This window comes from Corallococcus terminator (genome assembly GCF_003611635.1).
Taxonomy (GTDB): Bacteria; Myxococcota; Myxococcia; order Myxococcales; family Myxococcaceae; genus Corallococcus; species Corallococcus terminator.
The window spans coordinates 29,649-46,051 of the sequence record NZ_RAVZ01000002.1 but is presented as its reverse complement, the minus strand read 5'-3'; the positions used below and the strand labels follow the sequence as shown (position 1 = coordinate 46,051).

General features: G+C 70.1%; 15 protein-coding genes. 12 read left to right on the top strand and 3 right to left on the bottom strand.

Annotated elements, in window-relative coordinates:
- The gene (locus D7V88_RS00415; protein WP_120538581.1) at positions 1-783 is read left to right on the top strand and encodes a DUF5953 family protein; all 783 of its coding nucleotides are present in this window, start codon (positions 1-3) and stop codon (positions 781-783) included.
- Here D7V88_RS00415 and D7V88_RS00410 read toward each other — a convergent pair.
- Positions 770-1,627 (bottom strand): SDR family oxidoreductase, encoded by an 858-nt coding sequence (locus tag D7V88_RS00410; RefSeq protein WP_120538580.1) that lies wholly within the window; start codon positions 1,625-1,627, stop codon positions 770-772. The genes D7V88_RS00415 and D7V88_RS00410 overlap by 14 nt on opposite strands.
- A 108-nt stretch (positions 1,628-1,735) precedes the next feature.
- On the opposite strand from D7V88_RS00410, the gene D7V88_RS00405 reads away from it, so the two are divergent.
- The 3 genes from D7V88_RS00405 (at position 1,736) to D7V88_RS00395 (ending at position 4,233) form a co-directional block, all read left to right on the top strand.
- Positions 1,736-2,146, top strand: a complete 411-nt coding sequence (locus tag D7V88_RS00405) for a winged helix-turn-helix transcriptional regulator (protein ID WP_120538579.1) — start codon at positions 1,736-1,738, stop codon at positions 2,144-2,146.
- Between the two features lie 102 nt (positions 2,147-2,248).
- Positions 2,249-3,445, top strand: coding sequence for a GNAT family N-acetyltransferase (locus D7V88_RS00400; protein ID WP_120538578.1), 1,197 nt, complete (start codon positions 2,249-2,251; stop codon positions 3,443-3,445).
- Between the two features lie 92 nt (positions 3,446-3,537).
- Positions 3,538-4,233, top strand: a complete 696-nt coding sequence (locus tag D7V88_RS00395) for a suppressor of fused domain protein (protein ID WP_120538577.1) — start codon at positions 3,538-3,540, stop codon at positions 4,231-4,233.
- A gap of 12 nt (positions 4,234-4,245) precedes the next feature.
- Here D7V88_RS00395 and D7V88_RS00390 read toward each other — a convergent pair whose 3' ends face one another.
- Entirely contained in the window at positions 4,246-6,276 is a 2,031-nt protein-coding gene (locus tag D7V88_RS00390; protein ID WP_120538576.1) for an ATP-binding protein, read from the bottom strand.
- Positions 6,277-6,628: 352 nt separating this feature from the next.
- Here D7V88_RS00390 and D7V88_RS00385 point away from each other — a divergent pair, with 352 nt between their 5' ends.
- Both D7V88_RS00385 and D7V88_RS00380 read left to right on the top strand, forming a co-directional pair.
- A complete protein-coding gene (locus tag D7V88_RS00385) occupies positions 6,629-7,138 on the top strand; it encodes a hypothetical protein (protein ID WP_120538575.1) in 510 nt (169 codons plus the stop codon).
- A gap of 84 nt (positions 7,139-7,222) precedes the next feature.
- The gene (locus tag D7V88_RS00380; protein WP_279635962.1) at positions 7,223-8,281 is read left to right on the top strand and encodes a dipeptide epimerase; all 1,059 of its coding nucleotides are present in this window, start codon (positions 7,223-7,225) and stop codon (positions 8,279-8,281) included.
- Between the two features lie 4 nt (positions 8,282-8,285).
- Here the strand turns inward: D7V88_RS00380 and D7V88_RS00375 are convergent, their stop codons facing one another.
- Positions 8,286-9,473 (bottom strand): S41 family peptidase, encoded by a 1,188-nt coding sequence (locus D7V88_RS00375; protein WP_120538573.1) that lies wholly within the window; start codon positions 9,471-9,473, stop codon positions 8,286-8,288.
- Positions 9,474-9,594: 121 nt separating this feature from the next.
- Between D7V88_RS00375 and D7V88_RS00370 the strand changes: the two genes are divergently transcribed.
- The 6 genes from D7V88_RS00370 (at position 9,595) to D7V88_RS00345 (ending at position 16,373) form a co-directional block, all read left to right on the top strand.
- Complete coding sequence (locus tag D7V88_RS00370) at positions 9,595-10,227, top strand: LuxR C-terminal-related transcriptional regulator (RefSeq protein WP_120538572.1); 633 nt, start codon at positions 9,595-9,597, stop codon at positions 10,225-10,227.
- Between the two features lie 249 nt (positions 10,228-10,476).
- Positions 10,477-12,012 carry a MoxR family ATPase gene (locus tag D7V88_RS00365; RefSeq protein WP_120538571.1) on the top strand — a complete coding sequence of 512 codons (1,536 nt, stop codon included), beginning with the start codon at positions 10,477-10,479 and terminating at the stop codon, positions 12,010-12,012.
- Entirely contained in the window at positions 12,009-12,839 is an 831-nt protein-coding gene (locus D7V88_RS00360) for a hypothetical protein (RefSeq protein ID WP_208726042.1), read from the top strand. The genes D7V88_RS00365 and D7V88_RS00360 overlap by 4 nt, the downstream gene beginning before the upstream one ends.
- Positions 12,836-14,515, top strand: a complete 1,680-nt coding sequence (locus D7V88_RS00355) for a M48 family metalloprotease (RefSeq protein WP_120538569.1) — start codon at positions 12,836-12,838, stop codon at positions 14,513-14,515. Before D7V88_RS00360 ends, D7V88_RS00355 begins: the two co-directional genes overlap by 4 nt.
- On the top strand, positions 14,515-15,078 hold the full coding sequence (locus D7V88_RS00350; protein WP_120538568.1) for a hypothetical protein: 564 nt from the start codon (positions 14,515-14,517) through the stop codon (positions 15,076-15,078). Before D7V88_RS00355 ends, D7V88_RS00350 begins: the two co-directional genes overlap by 1 nt.
- Positions 15,075-16,373, top strand: a complete 1,299-nt coding sequence (locus D7V88_RS00345; protein ID WP_120538567.1) for a phenylacetate--CoA ligase family protein — start codon at positions 15,075-15,077, stop codon at positions 16,371-16,373. The genes D7V88_RS00350 and D7V88_RS00345 overlap by 4 nt, the downstream gene beginning before the upstream one ends.
- The last annotated feature ends 30 nt before the right edge of the window (positions 16,374-16,403 follow it).

Here is a 16,403-nt window from a genome sequence, read left to right as displayed (position 1 = left end):
ATGGTTGCCCTGGATGACACACTCCATTTGAAGGTCTACGCACCCTGGCTCGTGGACGGAGACACGCGTCCCCTGGCGGTGGTCCACGGCATGGAACGCGCGCTGCCCGGCCTGCGTCTCGCGTGGACCATTTCAGACGAAGGGCAATTCATCTTGCTGCCACAGCGCGACGCCTGGGTCATGGAGACACAGCCAGACGAGGTGCTTCCGCTTCTTTGCAACGGAGACGAGAGCCACTTCGTGACGATCTCCGGATTCAAGCTCTGGGCCAGTGCGGCACCGGGTGGCCAAACACAGCTCGACGTGAACGCGGAGTTGCCCCTGGATGCCACGACCCTTGCCGCGGCAGAAGCCGTGCTGGAAGCCGTGGCGGAGGGTGCGCACGCCCACTGGGGACGGGTCACACCCGGCAACGCGTCCATGGACATCGCGCTTCAGAGAGCCCGCACGGTCAGCGCTGTTGGCACCGTAGGGCCGCCATCCCCCTCGCGCGGGTTGCCGGCACTCAAGTTGCCCGAGGACATCCGCTCGCCGGAGATCCCCTATTATCTCGGGTGGCTCAACTACTGGTCCGCCGCATCCGCCCAGGCCATCGGTTTCCCGGACCCGGCGCGCGACGCGGAATTGCTGTCCCGTTCACGGCGCACCGCGACGGGCGGGTGGATCGTCCGCCTCACCGAGGCACCGCTCGACCTCGACAATCCCACCCACCTGGAAGCGCTCCTGCTTGCTTACGAGCGCTTCCCGGAAATCGGCGGACGCTCCGACCTCAGCGCGCCTTGAGCGCCGCGCCCACCGCATCCGCGAGCTTCGTCGTGGACCGCCCGATGAGCCGGCTCAGCGTGTGGCTGTCGTTGTACAACTCACCCTTCGCGAGCCCCGCGTCCGCGTCCGCCAGGATGTCCGCGTACACCTGCGGCAGCCCCACCTTCACCAGCGCCGCCGAGTACTCCGGCACCGGCAGGTCCACGTACGCCACCTTCTTGCCCGACTGGCGCGACACCTCCGCCGCGTACTCCGTCAGCGTGAAGGCCGTGTCCCCCGCCAGCTCATACACCTGGTTCTCGTGGCCCGTGCCCGTGAGCACCTCCACCGCCGCGTCCGCGTAGTCCTTGCGGCTGGCCGCTGACACCCGGCCGTCCTTCGCGCTGCCCTGCACCACGCCGTACTCCAGCGCCGGTGCCAGGTTGTCCGTGTAGTTCTCGAAGTACCAGCCGTTGCGCAGGAACGCGTACGGCAGCCCCGACGCCTTGATGGCCTCCTCCGTGGCCTTGTGCTCCCCCACCAGCTTGATGCCCGACGTGTCCGCGTACGGAGCGCTCGTGTACGCCAGCAGCTTCACGCCCGCCTTCTTCGCCGCCTCAATCACCGCCGAGTGCTGCGGGAAGCGCTTGCCCACCTCGTTCGCGGAGATGAGCAACACCCCGTCCCCCTTCCCGAACGCCCCCGCCAGCGTCTCCGGCTGGCTGTAGTCCACCTTGCGCACCTGCACCCCGCGCGCCGCCCAATCCTTCGCCTTCTCCGGGTCGCGCACCGCCACCGCGACCTGATTCGCGGGCACCTTCTTCAACAGCCCCTCGACGACGAACCGCCCCAGCTTCCCCGTGGCTCCAGTGACGACGATCATGGCCCGTGCCTCTTTCTTCCCGCGCCGTGCGCGTGGATTCGAACTGGCACTAACCCTAACGGGGGTACTCACTTTCCGTAAGTACGTACCTTATGGTAAGTGTCAATCATGAAGGCAAGCAAGGGCAGTGCACTGCTGGCGAAGGTGAAGCAGCGCGGGGACCTCTACGCGGCCGTGTGTCCGTCGCGCGGGGTGCTGGAACACGTCACCAGCCGCTGGGGCGTGCTGGTGCTCATCGCGCTGCGGGAAGAGGGCACCCACCGCTTCAGCGAGCTGCGCCGCAAGGTGGGCGGGGTGAGCGAAAAGATGCTCGCCCAGACGCTCCAGGCCCTGGAGCAGGACGGCTTCGTGCTGCGCGAGGCCCACCCGGTGATTCCCCCCCACGTGGACTACAGCCTCACCCCCATGGGCCAGGAGGTCGCCGAGCACGTGAAGTCCCTGACCACGTGGATTGAAAACAACGTGCAGCGGGTGCTCTCCGCGCGGACCCAGGAAGTCAGCCGCAAGAAGGCCTCCTGACCCGGAGGCTCCCAGGCCAGGCGCCCCGCGCTCCCTCCCCCGGACGCCAGCCAGCGAAACGGACGAAAGCGCAGGGCGCGGGCTCGCGTTAAGACTGCCCCCGTGCCCGTCGACACCCCGCTCCAGGTCCGCATCCTCGATGCCATCCACGACGTCCCGGCCGCCCAATGGGACGCGCTCATCGCCCCCGGCGCGCCCCCCTTCGTGCGCCACGCGTGGCTGTCCGCCATGGAGGACAGCGGCAGCGCCACCGAGGAGACCGGCTGGGCCCCGCACCACCTGACGCTGTGGAGGGGAAAGAAGCTGGTCGCCGCCGCGCCCGCCTACCTCAAGTTCCACAGCATGGGCGAATACATCTACGACTTCGGCTGGGCCAACGCCGCCGCCCAACTGGGCGTGGAGTACTACCCCAAGCTCCTCGTGGGCGGCCCCCTGTCCCCCGCCACCGTGCCGCGCTTCCTCACCGCCCCGGGCGAGGACGCCTCCGTCCTGCGCCGCGCCCTGCTGGAGGCCGCGGTGCAAAGCGCCGAGGACGCGGGCTGCTCCGGGGTGCACGTGCTCTACCCCACCGACGAGGAGGCCGACTTCCTGGAGGAGGCCGGGCTCGCGCGCCGCATCACCCTCCAGTTCCACTGGAAGAACCCGGGCTATCAAAGCTACGACGACTACCTGGCCCGCTTCGACTCCAAGCGCCGCCACCAGCTCAAGCGCGAGCGCGCCGCCGCGGGCCCCCAGGGAATCCAACTGCGCACCGTGCGGGGCGCGGACCTGGGCCCCGAGCACGCCAAGCGCGCGTACACCTTCTACACCTCCACCTGCGAACGCCACGCCTGGGGCCAGGTGCAGCTCACCCCGGGCTTCTTCGACCGCGTCTTCCAGCACCTGCCCCAGTCCGTGGAGATGGTGGAGGCGGTGAAGGACGGGCAGGTCATCGCGGGCGCCTTCAACCTGGTCACCCCGGAGCGGCTCTACGGCCGCTACTGGGGTTGCACGGAAGAGCACCCCTTCCTGCACTTCAACGTCTGCCTGTACCAGTCCGTGGACGACTGCATCCAGATGGGCCGCAAGGTGTTCGAACCCGGCGCGGGCGGCGAACACAAGGTGTCGCGCGGCTTCGAGCCCACCGCCGTGCACAGCGCCCACCTGATTTTCGACAAGCGCCTGGACAAGGCCGTCCGGGGCTTCCTGCGCATGGAGCGGATGCGACTGACACCCGCGGTGGAAGAGGCCGAACGCATCTGCGGCCTCAAGCCCTGGAACCCCGCGCCCCCCGTCGCCCCCGGGTCCACCGGAACCTGAATCCTGAACGTCTGTCCGCCAGCCCACCGGCCGGATGACGACGGCGCTCGGATGAAGTTGTGAAATCGGGGTGAACCTCTAGAGTCCGCCCCATGAAAGTCCCGGAGACCGACGAAGACTTCATCCAGTGGTACGAAGACTGCTGGGCCGACCGTGACGAGGTGGAGTACCCGAAGCTGTTCGGTGCCATCCGCGAGGAAGTCGACCTCCTGGAAGGCACCGGCGTGCTGGAGGGGTGGTTGGAGAGCGAGCTGGCGCAGGGTCAGGCGTTGGATCCGAACTGGCTCCCCATGGGCGTGCGCGTGGCGCCGCCCAGCCCCGAGCACCCGTACTGGACCTACGTCACGAGCGGCCTGTCCAACCCCTTCACGGTATCGCCCGGCGAGGAGCTGGCGGACGACGCGCGCAGTGGCCTGGGCTACGAGATGGTCATCCACACCCCTGAGGAGGAGCGCTGGCCCATCCTGCGCCTCATGGACATGATGGCCTACAACCTCGTGTGCGCCCGGCTGTTCGCCATGGGGCACCGCTACCCGGTGGACGGCACCCTCACCGGCGGCGAGACGAAGCTCGCGGGCTTCGTGTTCGTGAAGGACGCCACGCGCCCCAGCCACTTCACCCTGCCCAGCGGCCAGGTGGAATTGCTCACGCTCGTGGGCGTGACGAAGAACGAGATGGCCTTCTCGCGCTCCAACGGCATGGACAAGCTGCTGCTGAAGCTGGCGGACCCGGCGAACCCGAGCGCCGCGTACACCACCCGGCCGGAGCGGGAGGAGCTGAAGCTGTAGCCGTCCCCGCGGTCACGCACCTTCGCGCGCGGGGAGCCGGACGACGGCCCCCGGGCGCGGGGGTGAGGCGTCCACCAGCGCCAGCAGGAGCCCCGGCTCGAAGGGCTTTTCGATGCGCGGCAGGGGCACGGCCTGAAGGAACGTCCGGGCGCGCTCGGTGAAGCTGCCGCCCGTCATGAACACGAAGCGCGAGAGCACCTCCGAGCGGCGCCGCGACAGCTCCGCGTGCACGTCCATCCCGGTCAGGTCCGCCATCATCAGGTCGCAGAAGACGCGGTCGAAGGCGTCGTCCTGCTCCAGCAGCGCCAGCGCCTCGCGGCCGCTGTGCGCCACCACCACGTCGTGCTGCCGGCCCAGCATGCGCTTGAGCACCGAGGTGAGCTGCGGTTCGTCGTCCACCACCAGCACGCGCTTGCGCTGGGGCCCTTCGGCCACCCGCACCGCGGGGACGCCGGGGTGCGTGGCGGCCTCCGAGACGGGCAGCCGCACCTGGAAGGTGCTGCCCATGCCGGGGATGCTGGTGGCGGTGAGCTCCCCGTGCATGCTGCGCACGAGACCCAGGCAGATGGACAGACCCAGGCCGGTGCCTTCTCCCACGGGGCGCGTGGTGAAGAACGGCTCGAAGGCGCGTTGGAGCACCTCCGGCGTCATGCCCAGGCCGGTGTCGGACACCTCCACCAGCACCCAGGCGCCCTCGCGGCGGGTGGTGAGCGTCACCCGGTGGCGCTCGAAGTCGCCCACGGGGATGGCGTGCGCGGCGTTGATGAGCAGGTGCAGGAACACCTGGCCCAGGCGCGCCTCGTGGGCCAGCGCGTGGGGCACCTGTCCGAAGGAGCGCTCCACCCGGGCGCGGCTTCGCAGGTGCGTCATCGCCATGGAGATGCCGAACTCCACCGCCGAGTGCACATCCACCGGCGACAGGCGCAGCTCGTCCGCGCGGGCGAAGGTCTGAAGGTCGCGCACGATGACGCGGATGCGCTCGGCGCCCTCGCGCGCTTCGCGCAGGGCCTCCAGCGCTTCGCCCAGCGCCGCCTGCACCGCGGCCCCGGCGTTGGCGCGGCGGGCCAGCGGCGTGAGCTGCTCCACGGCGAACTGGAGGTTGCCGGCGACGTAGGACAGCGGGTTGTTGATTTCGTGGCCCACGCCCGCGGCGAGCTGGCCCGCCATGGCCAGCTTCTCCGACTGCACCAGCCGCTCGCGTGCGGCCATCAGCTCATGCGTGCGGCGCTGGGCCAGGGCCTCCGCCTCCAGGCGGCCGGAGTGCTCGCGAGCGAGCAGCGCGTCGCGCTCCGCCTGGACGCGCTTCTTGTCCGTGACGTCGCGCGCATAGGTGGAGATGTTGCGACCGCTCGACCAGGTGTGCACCTCGTGCCAGCGGTCCTTGCCGGTGCGCAGCTCGAAGAGGCGGTAGCCCTCCTCGGTGGCCACCTCGCGCAGCGCGCGCTCCATGGGCGTGCCGCACATCTCCGGGCAGGCCTCCCACAGCACGCGGCGGAAGAGGGTCTCCTGGGTGTGGCCGGTGAGCGCGGCGGCGTTGCGGTTGACGTAGGTGATGCGCCAGTCGGTATCCACGGTGAAGAAGGCGTCCGGCATGCTCTCCAGCACGTCGCGCACCCAGTCCAGCGTGTCGCGCAGCCCCTCCTCCATCCGCTGGGCGCTGGTGACGTCGCGCAGGCGCACCAGCACCCCGTCGCGCAGGCGCACGGCGGTGCTCTGCAGCCAGGCCTCCCCTTCGGCGAAGTTGTCCGCGCGCGACCGGCCGGACTCCACCACCTGCCGCAGGACCTCCATGCGGCCCGCCAGCCCCTCCGGCGCGGACACCTCGCCCAGGCGCCGGCCCCGCAGGAACTCCGGACCGTGGCCCAGCGCGCGCGCGGCGGCGGGGTTCGCCCACAGCCATTCGAAGTCGATGATGGCCCCGCTGTCGGAGCGCACGGCGCGCAGCAGCATGCACGCCTCCGGGTGCTCCCGCTCGGCCTCCTCGAGCGCGACCAGGAGCGCATCCGCGAGCGGAAGGGGCACGAACGTGTCGATCGCGGACATCCGCCTCCTCCGGTGCATCCAGTGGGGTTGGGAAGCCGCCCCCCGACAGGATTCCCCTGAGCGGCCCCGGCCCTACCCATCTCCCGGGGACCCGCATGTCGCCACGAATCGCACGGCGGCTCAAGTCAGGGTCCCCCCGTACGCGTCTTTCACATCACCCTGGAATTTCAGGTAATCGGAGAGCAAACGGGCGGAATTGGGGAGGAAGGACAAAGCAGTAAGACGCCCTTTAACTGACAATGTCGTAAGCCGACGTGTGGGTTGACCCCTGGAGGCGATGGGCCGCGGGACGATGCGTCCTCACCATGGCCATGGGCCTATTGCCCACCCCCTTTCCTCCGCGAGGTCCCCCATGCCCCGGTTCGCGTCGTGTTCCATTGTCCTCTTCGCCCTGCTGCTCCTCCATGCGGCACCCGCCCAGGCCCTGGTGGATGTGCAGTGCGATGGCGACATCGAGCAGACCTGGGCGCCCGGCCTCAAGGTCCTTCCTCGCGTGGTCACCTACACGAACGCGTCCGACTACAACCACTGCACCACGAGCGTTTCCGCCATCACGTCCGGCACCCTCGATGTGACCGCCAGCTCCCACAATAGCTGTGCCGCGAACATCGGGCCTTCGCAGGCCACCATCGCGTGGAGTGATGGTTCCTCGTCGACGTTCACCTTCCAGGGCGTGAGCGCGAACGTGGTGGGCAACATCCAGGTCTTCACCTCCGTGGGAAAGGTGACCCACGGTCGCTTCCAGGGGGACCAGGTGCTGCTCGTCAACCGGTCCCTCAACACGGACCTGCTGGCGTGCCTGTGGCCCCAGGGGCTGACGCGGCTGGCGGGGTCCACGTCCCTCACGTTCACCCGACTGTAAGCAGGCACGGCGCGCAAGGAAGTGCTCCCCATGGGCCGGGGACGTCGGCCACACTCGGCCCCGCCCATGCGCCCCACCCACGTCATGCAGGTTTCCTTCGAAGCGCTGCACCTGCCCCTCACAGAGCCCTTCGCCATCGCGACGGGCGCGCAGCACGCGGCGGAGAACGCGCTCGTGCGCATCACGCTCGCGGACGGCACCGTGGGCCTGGGCGAGGCAGCGCCCTTCACCGCCGTGAGTGGGGAGACGCAGGCCAGCACCCTGACCGCGCTGGAGTCGGTGCGGGGGCTGCTCCTGGGCCGCGACGCCCAGGCCTGGCGGCCCACGTCGGAGGCGCTGGCGGATGCGCTCGCGCTCGCCCCGTCCGCGCGGTGTGGCGTGGAGATGGCGCTCCTGGACGCGCTGGCGCGGCACCACCGCCTCCCGCTGCACGCCTTCTTTGGCGGAGCGGGCACCGCGCTGGACATCGACATGACCGTGACGGCCGGGGACGTGGCGCACGCGGTGGCCTCCACGCGGGCCATCCTCGGGCGGGGCATCGACACATTGAAGGTGAAGGTCGGGGCGTTGGACCCGGATGCGGACGCGGCGCGGCTCGTGGCCATCCACCAGGAGGCCCCGAAGGCGCGGCTCTTCGCGGACGCGAACGGGGGCTACGACGTGTCGGAGGCGCTGGCCTTTCTCAAGGAGTTGGAGCGGGCGGATGTGCCGCTGTCGCTGTTCGAACAGCCCGTGCCCGCCGCCGACTTCGCGGGGCTCGCGGAGGTGACGCGCCGCTCGAAGGTGCCGGTGTGCGCGGATGAATCCGCGCGGTCCGCGAAGGACGTGCTCCGGCTCATCCGCGAGGGCGCCTGTCACGCCATCAACATCAAGACGATGAAGTGCGGGATGGTGGAAGCGCTGACGATGTGGAGCCTCGCGCGCGCGGCGGGGCTGGAGTTGATGGTGGGCGGCATGGTGGAGAGCGTGCTCGCGATGAGCGCCTCCGCGCACCTGGCGGCGGGCCTGGGCGGCTTCACCTACGCGGACCTGGACACGCCGCTGTTCATCGCGAGCCACCCGTTCCAGGGCGGTGCGCACTACGCGGGCTCGCGACTGACGCTGGACCCGGACGCACCGGGCCACGGCGTCACGCTGCGCTGAAGCGTCAGCCCTTCACCAACGACGCGGCCACGTCGAGCGCCCGCGCCTTCTGCGGATCCACGCCCGTGGCGTACGGCAGCGCGTCCGGGACCTCCACGTCCACCGGCACGCCTACCCCTTCCAGGCGCTCGCCGTCCACCGTCCCGTCCATCACCGCGAGGTAGAGCAGGTCGCCGTTGGACAGCTTCTGCGGTCCGCCCGCCATCACCGCGCCCGCGGTGCGCTGCCCCACGAGCGTCGCCAGCCGGTGGCGCTTCATCGCGAAGGCCACCAGCTCCTTGCCGCTGCGCGAGTTGCCGTTGACGAGCAGCACCACCGGTTTGTGCCAGGCCATCGCCAGGGTCTGCGTCTTGCCGTCGCGGCCGGTGCTCACCATCGTGGGCACGTGGGGATTGAAGAGGTTGACGAAGGCCGGGCTGCATCCGCCCCAGCCGTCGCGGAAGTCGATGACCAGCGCCTCCGCGTCCGCGAAGGTGTCCTGGAGCGTCTCTTCCAGCAACTGCTGGTGGTCCTCGCCCGCGCACGAGTAGAGGTGCTGGTACGCGACCCGGCGCCCCTGGTGTTCGACGACGCGCGAGCTGGCCTTCTGGTAGGCGAGCCACTCCTTGCGCGGGTCCATGCTCCGAGGCGTGACGGTGAGCGACAGGGGCTCCGCGCCCTTCGTACGCTCCACGGTGAGCCGTGTGGCCTTGCCGGTGCGGTTCGCGAAGGCGCGCCAGGGATGGAAGGGCTGGCCCTCCACGGTGAGCAGTCGGTCACCGCGCAAGAGGCCCGCCTTCGCGCCGGGACCTTCCACGAAGACGTGGCGGACGAAGAAGCCGTCCGGGGTCTCCATCACGTCCACGCCGATGCCGGTGGCCGCCACCTTCTTCGGCTTCAGGAAGCCCTGGAAGATGGAGGACACCGCCGCGTGGCCAGGGGACTGCTTCGGGTAGTAGGTCGTGTGGGAGACCTTCAGCTCCGCGAGCGCCGCGTTCGTGCGCCGGGCGAAGTCCTCCGCGTCCTTCACGTCGGCGGCATAGCCCTGGTGTGCGTCCGCCCACGCGGCGCCCTTCGTCGGGTCATGGAAGCGCGTGCGCACGAGGCCGACGATTTCATCCCCCAGCTTCAAGTAGGGCCCTGGAGCCGCGTGGACGCTGGCCGACATCAACAGCCCCGCCACCGCCAGCCAACGCGCCGTCTGGACCGCCATCTGCCACCTCCCGTGGGGACTTCACGATTCTTCACAGGCCCGGCGCCCAGAGGGAAGCAAAGGGCTTCCGGCGCCGTGCGGTGTGGCGAACGCGGCGGGGGCGGTTAGGGATGAGGGGCCCATGTTGGATGCGCCCCCTTCATCGCAGCGGCTCGCCCTCGTCTCGGAGGACCCCCTGGCCCGGGGTGCGCTCGCACGGGCCTTGAGCGACCAGGGGGAGGGTTGGACGGTGGTGGCCTCCGGCACGCAGGTGGAGCTGGAGACGGCGCGGAGCGGACCACCCGACGTGGTGCTCTGGGACACGGGCCTGCGGCTGACGGAGGGCGCGGCGCCGGACCTGGGCGCGCCGGTGCTGGCGCTGGTGGCGGACGAAGCGGCGGGAGAACTGGCGCTGGGCGCGGGGGCGCGCGGGCTGCTGTTCCGCGACGTGGCGCCGGAGATGCTCGTGGCCGCGCTGCACGCCGTGGCGCGCGGGCTCACCGTGTTCGAGCCCGGGCTGTCGCAAGTCCGCGCCGCACCGCGAAACACGGCCCCGTCCGGAGCACCGGCACCACAGGACACGCTGACGCCGCGCGAGCGCGAGGTGCTGGGCCTGCTGGCGGAGGGCCTGTCGAACAAGGCCATCGCGGACCGGCTCGCCATCAGCGAGCACACGGCCAAGTTCCACGTCAACGCGGTGCTGGCCAAGCTGGGCGTGCAGCGGCGAACGGAGGCCGTGGTGCGCGCCGCGCGGCTGGGGCTCGTGACGCTCTGAAGCGAAGCCCCGCGTCCTGGAGGGTGTGCGTCTCCGGTTGTCTCGGGGCCACCGTGTCCAATCGCGCCTCGGAGCGCGCCTCCGAGTCGAACGGCGACCACGGCAGGGACGCGCAGGACAGCAGCACCGCGAGGGTCGCCAGGGCCAGGACACACCAGAGGGCCTTCATCGCCCCAGCCTACTGGAGGACCGGGCAGCCTCCATCCTCTCCCCCACCCCCTCGCGCACGGGCTAGAGTCCGCCTCCTCCATGGCCAACCAGGATTGGGTTTCGCGCCTGCTCACCGGACGCGCATCGGCGGACAAGGGCCTCAGCGTCCACCTCTCCGAGCGCGACGGCGGCAGCCTCCACGACAAGATGCGGCAGGCGTATTGGTGGATCACCAACAACGCCGTCATCTGCCCCTACTACGACATCGAATTCGGCGGCACCGCCGCGCTGAAGAACGCCGCCGGGGATGAGCTGCACCTGCCGGAGGACATGAGCTACAGCTCCTTCGTCCTCATCCCGCTGCTCACCCTCTTCACCTGCCGCCGCGCCCTGCTCGTCGGCGGCCCGGGCCGGGGCAAGACGACCAGCGCCATCCTCATGGCGCTCTTGTCCGGCATGGGCCGCGAGGACGTGCACCGGGGCATCCAGCGCGGACATCCGCAGTTGTCCATCGCGGACCTGCTGGGCGCGCCGCTGCCGTCGGACATGCTCAAGGCGGAGGACCTGTCCGCCGTCAAGGTGAGCTGGCGCAAGTGGATCAGCCAGCGCGTGAAGATCATCGACGAGTACAACCGCATCCCCACGAAGACCCAGTCCGCCCTGCTGTCGCTGCTGGGCGAGGGCTACGCGGAGATGATGGACCAGTACGTCTACACCGGTCGCTCGTCCTGGTTCCTCACCGCCAACGACGACCAGGGCGGCGGCACCTTCCAGGTCATCGAAGCGCTCAAGGACCGCATCGACGTCGTGGTGCGCGCGGTTCCCTTCAACTCCGGCTTCGTGGACACGCTGCTCCAGCGCATCGAGTCCGACAAGTCCCCGGAGGAGATGCTCCCCAAGGACATCGTCTTCACGCCGGGCGAACTGGAGAAGGCCTACAACGCCATCCTCGCCGTGGAGGTGCCCAAGGGCGCGCTGGAGCGCGTGGCCTTCTTCCTGGGTCAGCTCGACTTCTGCCGCATGGCGTCCCCGCGCTTCGAGTTCAAGCACAAGGACACGCTGAAGCTCGCCGGCCAGACAGTGTCCGCGGTGTGCAACGAGCAGTGCCCCTTGGACAAGAAGGTGCACCTCTGCACGCAGACGGAGAACGGCACCAGCGTGCGCGCGTACCAGACCATCCTGCACTTCGCGAAGGCGCTCGCGTTCTTCCGGGGCCACCGCGCGGTGGAGCTGGAGGACTTCCGGCAGATCATCCCCTGGGTGCTGCACGAGAAGCTCACCCCCAACGCGCGCAGCCCCTTCTTCGAAGGCAAGGGCAACAAGCTGCTGCTCCAGGACCGCGTGGCGTGGATCCGCAACATGTTCGACATGGCCATGGCCCGCTACGGCACGCACGCGCCGCTGCGCCAGAAGGTCGTCCAGCTTCGCACCGAACTGGACCTGGGCCTGTCTGGCGTGGACCTGCGCACCACCGAGAAGCGCCTGTCCGCCGTCACCGTGCTGATGAACGAGCTGATGTCCCGCCACGAGCTTTCCGGCCCCGTGTACGAAGACATCATCCACTTGAAATCCCTCTACAGCCGCTATCGCAACTACGCGACGTGGCTGAAGGAAAACCCGGGCGGTCAGCCATGAGCGAGTTCGTCGACACCGTGGAGAAGGAGGCGCGCTCGCGCTTCGTGCGCTGGGACCGCGCGCTGTGGACGGGCTTTCTCAGCGGCCCGGTGGCGCGCATGGGCCAGGCGATGGCGGCCTCCGGTCAGGACGCGGCCCAGGGCGAGCAGATCCTCCGCAACTACCTGCGCCTGGGCGCCGAGGGCATCGGCCTGGGCTACCTGTACCCGACCTCCGCCGGGCGGCAGAACTTCTTCACGCTCGCGTGGTCGGAGCTGGTGCCGCGCCTGTTGCCCCGGCTGCCCTCGGAGCAGCAGGCCGCGGCGCTCGCGCGGATGTGGAACCTGAGCGAGAACCTGGAGTCCGCGCCCCCCTGGGTGCAGCGCCTGTTCTGCCGCGTGGGCACGAACATGCCCTCGCTGAACGACATCGAGGGCCACCTGCACGCCATCGCCAACGCCGCGATGGAGCCGCCTTCCGACACGCTGGGCGACACGTCCACCGCGCTGTGGGTGGACCTGTCGCAGGAGGACAGCCGCTTCATGCCGGGGGAGGTGCACTTCCTGGCGCCCTCCGTGGTGTGCGTGCACGACCGGCACCGCGCCACCGCCGCCGGAGGACGCGACGCGGCCACGCAGGGCGTGTGGCTCACGAAGAAGCCCATGCTCCTGGGGCCCATGGGCTGCAACGAACGGCTGGAGCCCACGCGCATGACCGTCAAGGCCATCACCTCCCTGTCACAGCGCGACCCGCGCGCGGGCGACTGGTACAGCACGCTGAGCAACGAATGGCGCGCGGTGGCCACGATGCACACGTCCCAGTGGCTGGCGGTCATCCTGCCGACATGACCCGGCGCGCGACCTTCACGCCCGAGGAGGTGGAGCGGTGCTGGCACGACGCGCTGGCGCTGTGGGACGTGCGCGTGCAGTTGAGCCCGCCAGAGCCCCACCAGCCGTTCCGTCCCGGCGAGGACGTGAAGGACGAACCGCTCGCGTACATCGACATGGTGCGCCGGCAGGTGTTCGTCCACTTCGAGCTGCTGGACCGCATGGGCGCGCGCGACAGCCTCACCGCCGTGCTGGCGCACGAAATCGGGCACCACGTGCGCTTCCCGCACACGCTCGGGTGGGACGCGGAGCTGCGCGTGCTGGAGCAGCGGCTGTTGCCCGGACTGGGCCAGTCGCTCACCAACCTGTTCTTCGACCTCCAGGTGAACGAGTTCGTGGGGCGCACCCACGCCGAAGCCCTGTGCGAGGTGTACCGGGGCTTCCTCCGCGCGCCAGACAAGGGGCAGGACCCGGCCGGAGGCACGAGCCCGCTGTTCTGCTTCTACCTGGCCCTCTACGAGGAGCTGTGGCGCAAGCCGCACGGCGACCTCGTGCCCAAGGGGCGCCTGGAGACGCTGGAGCGGGACTACCCGGGCTTCCGCATCCAGGCCCGCCTGTTCGTGCAGACGTTCTACGCGCTGCCCGACCCGCGCCTCCAGTTCCTCTACTTCTGCGCCGCGTTCATCCGCTACATCGACGCGCCCGGCAAGCTGCGCTTCCGCATCCCGCTCGCCGGAGACGTGCCCGGTCCGGACGAGGGCGACGTGGACGCGGCGGTGCAGGCCGGCGGACGGTGGGAGGACGCACTGGCGGAGGCGCGCGAGCAGGGCTGGCTGGACGCGACGCACGACACGAAGGACGCGGATCCGCTCACCACCATCGCCCGCGTGACGGAGCACCTGCCCGGCAAGGGCGGCGGGAAGCTGCGGCGGGCCCTGGTCGCCCGGCACTACCGGCGGCTGGTGGACCGGTACATCCTCAAGCTTCCATCCTCACCGGCGAAGCCGGAGCCGTACCTGCGCACGACGCCGGAGGCGTGGGAGTACGGCGACGACCCGTCCACCATCGACTGGACGCTCACGGTGGTGTCGCAGGGGCACCTGGCCGCCATCGCGCCCCTGCGTCGCGAATTGGAGGCGGACCTGCCGCCGCCGTCGGACCTGGGCGTGCCGGCGGTGGAGCTGTACCTGGACACCAGCGGCTCCATGCCCAACCCCGAGCACCAGCTCAATTCGATGACGCTGGCGGCGCAGGTGTTGGCGGCGTCCGCGCTGCGCAAGGGCGCCACGGTGCGCGGCATCGTGTACTCGGACCGGCAGCCCTTCATCTCCCCGTGGATGTACGACGAGGAGACGGCGCGCGACTTCCTCCTGCACTACATCGGCGGGGGGACGTGGTTCCCGGTGGAGGAGATGGAGAAGCTGTCCCAGGAGCGGCCGGACGTGCTGCGGGTCATCATCTCCGACAGCGACTTCCTGTCGAACATGCAGGACCCGGATGCGCTGGCGCGCCTGTCCCGCGCGATGAAGAAGTCACGCCGGGTGGTGGCCTTCCTCGCGGTGCCGGATGAGCAACGCGCCCGGCTGGTGCTGGCGCCGGTGCTCGCGGACAAGCGCTTCCGGCTGGCGACAGTGCAATGGATGTCTGACTTCGGTCCCGCCGCCGCGGCGCTGGCCGATGCCTTGTTGGAGAACTGATGGCGATCTCGCTCGCACACCTTCGTGATCAACTGGCGGCCTCGCCCATCGTGTCGCCGTATCCGCACGACCTGGCGGTGGCCATCATCTGCGACACCTTCCGCCAGGGCAGCCAGAAGCCTCCCTCCGAGGCCGAGTGGGAGAAGCTGGAGAAGTGGGTGAAGAACCCGCTGTTCCGCGAACAGGTGGGCATGCTCGCGCACGTGCTGGTGGCGTCGGAGCTGCGCAAGAAGACGGTGCTCTACCTCACCGCGGACCGCACCCCGATGGCGCGCCTCCAGCAGTTCTTCGAGGAGGTGAACCCGCTGACGGCGGAGATGATCCGCTCCAACGCCTTCCGCCAGGAGGAGTTCCTGCGCAAGTGGTGTTCCGCGCTGGGCGCGGACATCGAAGGTGAGACGGAGCAGCAGTCGAAGGAGCGCCTGAAGGCCCTGGACTACCGGCAGGCCGTCACGGACCTGCGCAAGGTGGAGGAGGCGCGCAAGCAGGAGGCGGACCGGCGCACGAAGATGTTGCAGGAGGCCCAGCAGAAGGACGCCGAGGCCCGGGGCTGGCGCGAGTGACGTTGGCAGTGGCCCCCAGGGCCCGCATCCGCCGCGATGCCCAGACCCAGCGGCCCCACCTGCCGTGGGCGCTGGACGTGGCCGCGGGGCTTTCGCGCGGCGCCTCCACGGTGGACGAGGCCGTGGCCCGCGCGGCGCTGGAGTCGCGCCTGGGCTGGCTGCGGCAGGCGCTCCAGGGTTCGCCCTACTACGTGCGGGTGTTGCGGGAGGCGGGGCTGCACCCGGGAGACCTCCAGCGGCTGGAGGACCTGCGGCACTTCCCGGCGCTGGACCGCGCGACGCTCGCGCGCCATTGGGAGGACGTGCCCACGCTGCCGGATGCGTCCGACGAGTGCGTGGTGGTGAAGAGCTCCGGCACCACGGGCGATCCGGTGAACGTGCTGAGAGACAGGCGCGACTGCCTCTTGATGTGGGCCGTGCTGCGCTTCTTCACCGAACACACCGGCACGGTGCCGCCGCCGCGCCCGCGCGTGGTGTTGCTGGACGTGCTGCCGGGAGGGCTGGAGTATTCGGTGCGGCTGCCCCTCTTCCATGACGGCGCCCTGCACCGCGTCTCCGTGCTGCGCGATGACGCGGTGGCGCGTTTGCAGCGGGTGCGCGCGGCCGTCGTCTTCTCCGACCCGGAAGGGCTGCGCTGGTTGCTGGCCCATCCGGAGGTGCCCGCCCCCCGGCTGGTGCTCACCTCCGCGCAGCACCTGCCGCGAGCGCTGCGCGACGCGTGGGAGCGCGAGCGGGGCGTGCCGGTCCTCAACTACTACGCCGCCACGGAGACGGGGCCACTCGCATGGGAGTGCCGCGAGGACGCGAACCCGGGCCGCTTCCACGTGCTCACGCCGGATGTCTGGTTGGAGCCGGACGGGGAGGAAGTGGTGGTGACGCGGCTGCGGCCCAGCGTGCTGCCGCTGTTGCGCTACCGGCCGGGCGACACCGGCACCGTCCGCAGGGACGCCTGCACCTGCGGCTTTCACGGCTGGACGCTGACGGGCTTCGGCGGACGGGGGGCCTGCACGTTCCACACGCCGGCGGGACGCGCGGTGGATGCGTGGGCCCTGGCGTGGGTGTTCAAACATCACCCGCTGCGCGCGTTCCGGCTCACGCAGGTGTCGCGGGAGCGCTTCACGTTGGAGCTGGCGGGGGCCCCCGAGGACAGCGTGGTCGCGCTGTGCGAGCGATTGACCGCGGCGCTGCGCAACCTGGGTTGGCCCGCGCCCGAGGTGGCGGCGAGCGAAGCGGAGGCATTCCCACCGTCCGCCAAGCCGCTCCCCTTCCGTAGCGAGCTTGCGACTCCGGGGTAAGCCGTCCTGACGAACGATCGTTTGTCCTGG

What these genes read in the sequence shown, in the direction of transcription:
- D7V88_RS00410 (WP_120538580.1), bottom strand. Translation starts at nt 1,627, where the DNA reads ATGATCGTCGTCACTGGAGCCACGGGGAAGCTGGGGCGGTTCGTCGTC.
- D7V88_RS00390 (WP_120538576.1), bottom strand. Translation starts at nt 6,276, where the DNA reads ATGTCCGCGATCGACACGTTCGTGCCCCTTCCGCTCGCGGATGCGCTC.
- D7V88_RS00380 (WP_279635962.1), top strand. Translation starts at nt 7,223, where the DNA reads ATGCAGGTTTCCTTCGAAGCGCTGCACCTGCCCCTCACAGAGCCCTTC.
- D7V88_RS00360 (WP_208726042.1), top strand. Translation starts at nt 12,009, where the DNA reads ATGAGCGAGTTCGTCGACACCGTGGAGAAGGAGGCGCGCTCGCGCTTC.
- D7V88_RS00405 (WP_120538579.1), top strand. Translation starts at nt 1,736, where the DNA reads ATGAAGGCAAGCAAGGGCAGTGCACTGCTGGCGAAGGTGAAGCAGCGC.
- D7V88_RS00350 (WP_120538568.1), top strand. Translation starts at nt 14,515, where the DNA reads ATGGCGATCTCGCTCGCACACCTTCGTGATCAACTGGCGGCCTCGCCC.
- D7V88_RS00370 (WP_120538572.1), top strand. Translation starts at nt 9,595, where the DNA reads ATGTTGGATGCGCCCCCTTCATCGCAGCGGCTCGCCCTCGTCTCGGAG.
- D7V88_RS00415 (WP_120538581.1), top strand. Translation starts at nt 1, where the DNA reads ATGGTTGCCCTGGATGACACACTCCATTTGAAGGTCTACGCACCCTGG.
- D7V88_RS00395 (WP_120538577.1), top strand. Translation starts at nt 3,538, where the DNA reads ATGAAAGTCCCGGAGACCGACGAAGACTTCATCCAGTGGTACGAAGAC.
- D7V88_RS00375 (WP_120538573.1), bottom strand. Translation starts at nt 9,473, where the DNA reads ATGGCGGTCCAGACGGCGCGTTGGCTGGCGGTGGCGGGGCTGTTGATG.
- D7V88_RS00385 (WP_120538575.1), top strand. Translation starts at nt 6,629, where the DNA reads ATGCCCCGGTTCGCGTCGTGTTCCATTGTCCTCTTCGCCCTGCTGCTC.
- D7V88_RS00355 (WP_120538569.1), top strand. Translation starts at nt 12,836, where the DNA reads ATGACCCGGCGCGCGACCTTCACGCCCGAGGAGGTGGAGCGGTGCTGG.
- D7V88_RS00365 (WP_120538571.1), top strand. Translation starts at nt 10,477, where the DNA reads ATGGCCAACCAGGATTGGGTTTCGCGCCTGCTCACCGGACGCGCATCG.